Genomic DNA, 7,655 nt, shown 5'->3' with positions numbered 1-7,655 from the left:
CGCGAAACCCGGGGCGGTTCAGGGCAGGTCAGCCGCTGCTCGCATAATCCTTCGTCAGCTCACCTTGGGTGAAAGCCATCAGGTCGAGGAGGCGTATGTAGCGCAGGTCATAGCACTTAGCGCGAGCAAGTTTCTTATTTACCGCTTAGATGCATCAGACCTGCGCCACCAAGGCTGTACTGCCCGCTGCGCCGCTAATGAACTTAGCGCTCCGATAATCAACACGCCCCGTTCTTGCTTGCTAGCAAGAACGGGGCGTTGTGTACCGCCATCCGATATCTAGCTCGTTCTGTCGGCGGCTAGCGCGATTTCTTGCTCCTCCAATTCGTCTTCGCGCCGATGAGCCATCTGGTAGAGCAACGGCAAAACTAATAGCGTTAGCACCGTTGAGGAGAGAATCCCCCCGATTACCACCGTCGCAAGGGGGCGCTGCACCTCTGCACCGGTACCCACATTCAAGGCCATTGGAACGAACCCGAGTGAAGCCACTAGGGCCGTCATCAATACCGGGCGTAGCCGGGTAAGAGCGCCCTCGCGGATCGCGGTGTCCAGAGGCAAACCTTGCTCCCGTAGGCTACGGATGAAGGAGATCATTACCAGGCCATTTAGAACTGCGACGCCTGACAGAGCAATAAAGCCAACACCTGCTGAAATGGACAATGGGATATCTCTGAGCCACAGCGCAACAATGCCTCCCGTGAGCGCAAATGGAATCCCGGTAAAGACCAACAAGCCGTCTTTGACATTGTTGAACATCATGAAAAGCAGAATGAAGACCAGGAGCAGCGCCACGGGGACGACAATCTGCAGCCGCTTCGTTGCCGATTCAAGCTGCTCAAAGGTACCGCCCCAATCGATCCAATAACCTGCCGGGATATCTACCTGAGCCTGGATTTTCTGTTCTGCCTCGGATACGAATGATCCAATGTCCCGACCACGGACGTTTGCACTGACAACAATTCGCCGTTTCCCTTCCTCTCTACTGATCTGATTCGGACCGGGGGCCAAATCCAGGGTGGCCACCTCGCCGAGGGGGATATAACTTATGGCGCTGTTTAATTCCCTTGGAAGGGCAATTGGGAGCCTCTCAATTGCGGCGAGATCGCTTCGTATCTCGTCCGGTAAACGAACTACGATATCGAAACGCCGGTCTCCTTGAAACAAGGTGCCTGCCTCTCGGCCCCCGATGGCTACTGCAACCGCTTGCTGGACGGTATCTAAACTCAGGCCGTATCGTGCGATTTGATCGCGATCGATATCAATCGTGAGCATAGGAAGGCCAGTCGTTTGCTCGACCGTAACCTCGGAGGCGCCTGGTACTTGTCCTAGCACCTCGGACACTTCCGCCGCCGTGCTGTTAAGAACCTCCATGTCATCACCATAGATTTTCACGGCTACAGCGGCACGAACACCGGAAATCAACTCGTTGAAACGCAGCTGAATAGGCTGGGAAAACTCGTAGTTATTGCCCGGTAACTCAGCGGCGGATGCTTGGACCTCGCTTAAGAGTTCGTCGCGCGACTTGCCTGGATCCGGCCACTGCTCTTGTGGCTTCAGCATGACGTACCCGTCAGAGATGTTTGGAGGCATGGCATCGGATGCCACCTCCGCAGTGCCTGTGCGCGCAAAAATCCGCTCGATCTCCGGAAACTCATCCATGAGCTTTCGCTCCAGCTGCTGCTGCATCTCGACAGACTGACTAAGGCTGGTAGCCGGTACACGAAGGGCTTGGATAGCGAAGTCCCCCTCGTTGAGGCTAGGCACGAATTCACTGCCCATACGTGCCCCTACGAGGCCGGAAAGTACAACTGCAACAACGGCAAAGGTGAGCACTACTGGCTTGTTGGACATCACCGCATCGAATGCAGGTGCGTAGGCCCGTTTAGCATTGCGGATTAGAAAGTTTTCCTTCTCTGTAACACGCTTGCCGATAAAGAGCGCAACGGCTGCCGGGACGAACGTCACCGAGAGAATCATCGCCCCGAATAGCGCTGTCACTACGGTAAACGCCATGGGCGTGAACATCTTACCTTCTACCCCTGTAAGGGCGAATATCGGCAGATATACGATCATAATGATCAGCTGCCCATAGAGTAGAGGCCGACGCACTTCCTTTGCCGCAGCGAACACTTCATGAAGCCGTTCGGACAGCGTTAATGCCCGCCCGTGATGGGACTGAGCGTGAGCAAGTCGACGCACGCAGTTCTCAACAATCACCACGGCACCATCGATAATGATGCCGAAATCCAATGCGCCTAAGCTCATCAGGTTGGCGCTGACCTCGTTGGCTACCATGCCGGTGAACGTAAAGAGCATCGCCAGCGGTATAACAAGTGCGGTTAGGATCGCCGCACGGATATTGCCCAAGAAGAGAAAAAGTATAACCACAACAAGAATGGCACCCTCAGTGAGGTTCTTCTTAACGGTGGATATAGCTTTGTCTACGAGTACAGTTCGATCGTAGACAGTAATCGCCTTTACGCCCTCTGGAAGCGAAAGGTTTATCTCTTTCATCTTGTCATCGACAGCCCTAGAAACTACCCGGCTATTTTCACCGATAAGCATGAAAGCCGTACCTAGAACCACTTCGCGGCCATTCTCGGTGGCTGCGCCAGTGCGGAGCTCCTTTCCAACCTCGACCGTCGCAACGTCGCGGATACGCACTGGGGTACCGTCAACGTTGCTAATAAGGGTATCGCGGATGTCCTCCACAGACTGCATTTGTCCTGGAGCTCGAACAAGATACTGCTCGCCGCGCTTTTCAATATATCCGGCACCTAGATTGTTATTGTTTTGCTCAACCGCCTCGATCAAATCTTGTAGTGTTAGTCCAAACGACCGCAAAGTGTCTGGGTTGGGGGCGATCTGATATTCCTTTGCATATCCTCCGATCGTATTGATCTCAGTAACACCAGGTACATTTCGGACTTGCGGTTTGATGATCCAATCTTGAATCTCACGCAAGTCAGCAGGGGTATACGGCGTACCGTCCGATTTGGTGGCACCTTCCTCAGCTTCAACCGTCCAAAAATAGATTTCGCCAAGCCCAGTGGAAATAGGGCCAAGTGTTGGAGTGACGCCATCTGGGAGCTGATCTTTGGCCCCTCCCAGGCGCTCGTTCACAAGTTGGCGGGCAAAATAGATGTCAGTGCCTTCCTCAAAAATAACTGTGATCTGAGAAAGTCCATATCGAGACAAGGATCGTGTCTGCTCGAGCTTGGGCAGCCCAGCCATTACCGTCTCGAGCGGGTAGGTAATACGCTGCTCCACTTCCAGCGGGGAATAACCTGGCGCCGCAGTGTTGATTTGCACCTGTACGTTGGTGATATCCGGGACAGCATCGATAGGCAGCTTTTGGTAGCTGTAAGCTCCTAACGCTGCCATGCCAAGCACGGCTAGCAAAACCAGCCAGCGATGCTCTATAGAAAAGCGAATGATACGTTCGAACACAGTCTATAACTCCGTATCAGTGAGCATGCGAGGCGCTGGCTTTGCCAAGCTCGGACTTAATGATGAAACTGTTGGCCAAGGCATAGCGCACTCCGGCCTGAAGACCTTCCTTGATTTCAACCGCTTCACTATCGCCGCGACCAGTCACGATTGGCTGAGCAGCAAAGCCATGGTCGGTCCGTACAAACACCACCGGATTATCTTCCAACGTGTGGATCGCATCGGGCTTGACTGCAACCGGCACGGACACTCCGCCAGAGCCTACCCGCACTTTGACGAACAGGCCGGGACGCCAAACACCTTCCGGGTTCGGAAGCGTGACCCGGGCGGTAGCGGCGCGGCTTTGCTGACCAACAAGTGAGCCGACATAAGAAACGGTGCCATTGGCACTGGACTCGAATGCTGTGGCTTCGATAACCGCGTTGCTGCCGACTCGTACCGCGCTGAGTGCATTGGCAGGAACGCTGATATCTGCCCAAACGGTAGAGAGATCGGAAATGATGAATATCTGGTCGTCGGTATTGACTGACTCACCGAGCGTGATGTCCTTCTCAACGATCATCCCATCGAACGGCGCCCTGAGTTCGTAGCGGCTCAATGCGTCTGGCTTGCCAGCATCACTACCAAGCGCTTGTAGCTGTGCTTTTGCATTCGCAACCGTCAGCTCTGCTTCCCGTAGAGCCTGTTGTGCCTGTAAATAATCCTGTTCTGCAGAAATACGCTCTTCCCACAGCTCCTTTTCGCGTCGATAGGTTTTCTGAGCCAATGCAAGACGTTTTTGTGCCGCGTAGAACTCGCTTCTACGTTCCGACAGGTCGGTACTCGCGATCACAGCAAGCACTTGCCCCTGTTTCACCTGTTCGCCCAAATCGACTTTGACCGCTTCAACGACACCTGAGAGACGAGGCACAACTTGCGCTGTGCGGTCTTGGTTGAATGTAATTTCGCCAGGCAGCTCGATTGCGCTTTTTATCTGCGCAGGCTGAGCGGTTGCTAGCGAGATGCCCGCGGCTAGGATTTGGGTCTCAGAGAGTTCAACCTCTGCTGCTTCAGCGTGCGCCGCTCCCTCAGGGCCATCGTCATGCTCATCTTTCTCTGCCGCACCGACCTCGTGATCGCTATCGGCGCCTTCTTCATCATGGCCATGACCTCCTTCGGCTTCGGTATTCTCATCCGAATGCCCTTCATCTTCATGCTCCGAAGCGCCACCATGCTCGCCATGCGCGTCGCTCGCATTGGGCACGGCAGGACTACTGCTAAGAAGTAATCCACCAAGCACCAGTGCCACGCCTAATATGACGACGATCCAAAAAATCTGTTTTTTGTGAACAGCCAAGGAAGATGTGTTCGATTTACTTGTCATATGGATTCCTTATGGCTGAGTGGCCGAGGTGATAACGGCCGACCCATCGCCGACAATTCGCGAGATTTCTGCCGCCGCCTGATTAGCTTGCGAGAGCGCAGACAGAAACTGAGAGCGGGCTTGGAAAAGCGTGCGTTGAGCATCCAGTACGTCAAGGAACGTGAATTTTCCAAGTTCGAACCCCTTGCTGGCAGCTTCATAAGCGCTTTGGGCACTGGGGAGCATATCGTTGCGCAACAGTTCAAACTGCTGGCGAGCAGTGCGCAGGCGCATGTGTGCTTGGGAAAGCTCGCTTTTCAGGCGTATGTGAACGGCGTTGAGCTCGTCCTGGGCCTGGTAGGCCCGTTCCTGCGCTGCTCCGATGTTGCCTTGGTTTCGATCAAACAACGGCAAGGGCATCGAGATACTCACCAGTCCCAGCGTGCCGTTATATTCATCTGAGCGTTGGGCACCTACGCTAACCGTCACGTTAGAAAAGCGATTCGCCCTTTCCAGCTCCAGCGCAGCCCGACGTCTTTCAGCCTCCCGACGCGCGCGGGTTAGTTGAGCGGAATCGTTCAAACGGCTGTAAAGCTCAGCTAGCTCTGGAAGAGGAGGCACTGCCTCTGCCGGCTCTTCTACTCGCTCAAAGCGTGGCTGTGGATTTCCCCAGTTGGCCGCCAGCCGAGTGCGCGCAGCTTCGAGTTCAGCTGTGGCCTGGGCAAGCTCTACTTGCACGCCAGTAGCCGCAACCTGCGCCCGGGTTTCCTCTACGGGAGAGACCATGCCGGCCCTCACACGTCGATTGGCCACGTTCACTGCTCGCTTCGCAAGATCTGAAGCAGCCTGGGCGAGTTCCAGCCGTTCTTGAGCAGTAAGCACATCGTAATATGCGCCCATCACTGCCCCCCTCAGTCGAGCTTGAGCGTCCTGTAGGTCAGCGGCCGCTACGTCCATGGCGCGTTGCGCTGCCTCAATACGAGCCGAACGTTTACCGCCCAGCTCTATTTCTTGGCTCAGCTCAAGCGTCGTCTCCGGAGCATCGCCCCGGATTCCCTCCTGGCTAGCGGACAATATTGGATTCGGACGTGCTCCGGCTTGGCTAATTAATGCGCGAGAAGCAGCCAGCTCACGTCTTGCAACAGCCAGTTCAGGGCTTGCAGAGCTAGCGAGTTCCAAGGCGCGTAGAAAGCTTATGGAATCGACAGACTCAACGGGGAATGTATTTGACACACCGACAGGTAAGGTCTGTGTGAAGGTCGGCAACTCTAAAGGCTTCGCAAAGGCAAGGTTGCACGACAATGTCGCCAACCCCAGCGGTAGAAGAACTTTTCGCACCGAAATCTCCTAAAAAAGGGAAGGTTCTGTGAGACGTAAGATACAGATAAATGGCGCTTACTGGTTACTTTGGCGTCCCACCGGTTTTGTACTGATGCGCCAATTAGGTTTCTCAGGACGCCCCGCTTCAGCCGATGCGTAGCTAGCAGAAAGAAACGGTTTCAAGCTCATTGATAATACCGAACCAGTACAGATCCCTTTCGTTATAAGCGGCTTGATATGGTCACCATGGAAAACACAATCTCTATCCAGACTGATTTTTTTTGCGGCTTTTGACGATCCATCCTCGTCCGTACCTAGAGATTCATGCGCATGTTCATGATGTCCAAGATGGTTTGATGCCGAACCATATTCATGACTGCAACTCGTGCTTACAACTGCCCATGATGATTGCAATGGAAACAAGGCTAGCAACATCAGCAAAACTATTTTTCTCATCCAAGACAAAACGATGACTTCCTGGTTTAGATGTCGAATCCCATCATAAGAACTACCCCCGCCAAGACGCTAAACACATGCGCCTCTACTCCGATAGTGATTCGCCTTAGGTTTAAACAAATACACATAAGCGTTTTTTATCAGCCTTGCCAAGCCGGCAAGATAGCTGACGCTATGGGGTGGTGACTTTATAGAAGAGTGGATAACGATCGAGTGACCGAAACATTACAAATATGTAATCGAGAGAGTGAGCGATGCCATTCCTCAGATTACAAAATAGTCATTTACCGCTAATCCTGCTGTCATCCGGGGGGGGAGAACATGGCCAAGCGCTAAAAAACAAAAAGGCGAAAGGCGTCATTCAAGCACTGATCTGCCGTACACAAGGAGCATCATCATGAGCAAAAAGGCCGTTTTTTCACTGACAGCCCTTTCACTGGCATTGGGCAGCGCCCCGGTCTTAGCCCAATCGGAAACAGCGGACGGCTTCATCGAAGGCAGCACGCTATCGCTGATAAATCGCAACTATTATTTCAATCGAGATTTTCGCGACGGTGAGAGTGCCACCGGCAATGGCTACTCCGAGGAATGGGCCCACGGATTGATGGCCTTCTTCGAGTCCGGATATACCCAAGGCTCGGTAGGGATTGGCGTCGACGCCTTCGCCATGCTCGGACTCAAACTCGACTCCGGTTCGGGGCGCTCCGGTGCGGGCGGCAGCATCGACCTGCTTCCCCACGACAGCGCCGGCGATCCTGAGGATGACTTCACACGGGTGGGGGGCGCGGTGAAAGCACGCTTGCTGGACACCGAGATCAAGGCAGGCGATGTATTTCCCGCTACTCCCGTCGTGCACTTTGGTGACGCACGGCTGCTGCCGGAGTCTTTCAAGGGTGTCACCGTTGTGAACAACTCGCTGGACGACCTCACCCTCCAGGGCGGCCGCCTGCACGCGATGAGCCAGCCCAATACCAGCAACACGAACGATGACTTCGTCACGTTTTATGGCGGTGCCGTCGACGCCCCTTGGCTCGGCTACGCAGGCGGTGACTATAGCGTAAACGAAAATCTCAGTTTTAGCCTGTAT

The 7,655-nt window shown here is 54.2% G+C and carries 5 protein-coding genes; 1 reads left to right on the top strand and 4 read right to left on the bottom strand.

Annotated elements, in window-relative coordinates; translation table 11 throughout:
• Positions 1-279 precede the first annotated feature (279 nt).
• Genes CNQ84_RS19945 through CNQ84_RS20430 form a run of 4 tightly spaced genes read right to left on the bottom strand, consistent with a single transcriptional unit; the run spans position 280 to position 6,577 of the window.
• The gene (locus CNQ84_RS19945; RefSeq protein ID WP_096006502.1) at positions 280-3,450 is read right to left on the bottom strand and encodes an efflux RND transporter permease subunit; all 3,171 of its coding nucleotides are present in this window, start codon (positions 3,448-3,450) and stop codon (positions 280-282) included.
• A gap of 16 nt (positions 3,451-3,466) precedes the next feature.
• Complete coding sequence (locus CNQ84_RS19940) at positions 3,467-4,813, bottom strand: efflux RND transporter periplasmic adaptor subunit (protein ID WP_021210272.1); 1,347 nt, start codon at positions 4,811-4,813, stop codon at positions 3,467-3,469.
• Positions 4,814-4,822: 9 nt separating this feature from the next.
• A complete protein-coding gene (locus CNQ84_RS19935; protein WP_096006501.1) occupies positions 4,823-6,130 on the bottom strand; it encodes a TolC family protein in 1,308 nt (435 codons plus the stop codon).
• 57 nt (positions 6,131-6,187) lie between these two features.
• On the bottom strand, positions 6,188-6,577 hold the full coding sequence (locus tag CNQ84_RS20430; RefSeq protein ID WP_133065932.1) for a hypothetical protein: 390 nt from the start codon (positions 6,575-6,577) through the stop codon (positions 6,188-6,190).
• A 388-nt stretch (positions 6,578-6,965) separates the two neighbouring features.
• On the opposite strand from CNQ84_RS20430, the gene CNQ84_RS19930 reads away from it, so the two are divergent.
• On the top strand, positions 6,966-7,655 hold a 690-nt coding region (locus CNQ84_RS19930), incomplete at its 3' end, for an OprD family outer membrane porin (protein ID WP_133065931.1).

Source organism: Pseudomonas abyssi (assembly GCF_002307495.1).
Classification (GTDB): Bacteria; Pseudomonadota; Gammaproteobacteria; order Pseudomonadales; family Pseudomonadaceae; genus Halopseudomonas; species Halopseudomonas abyssi.
Note: the sequence above shows the minus strand (reverse complement) of the source record. Positions and strands in the feature narration are given on the sequence as shown.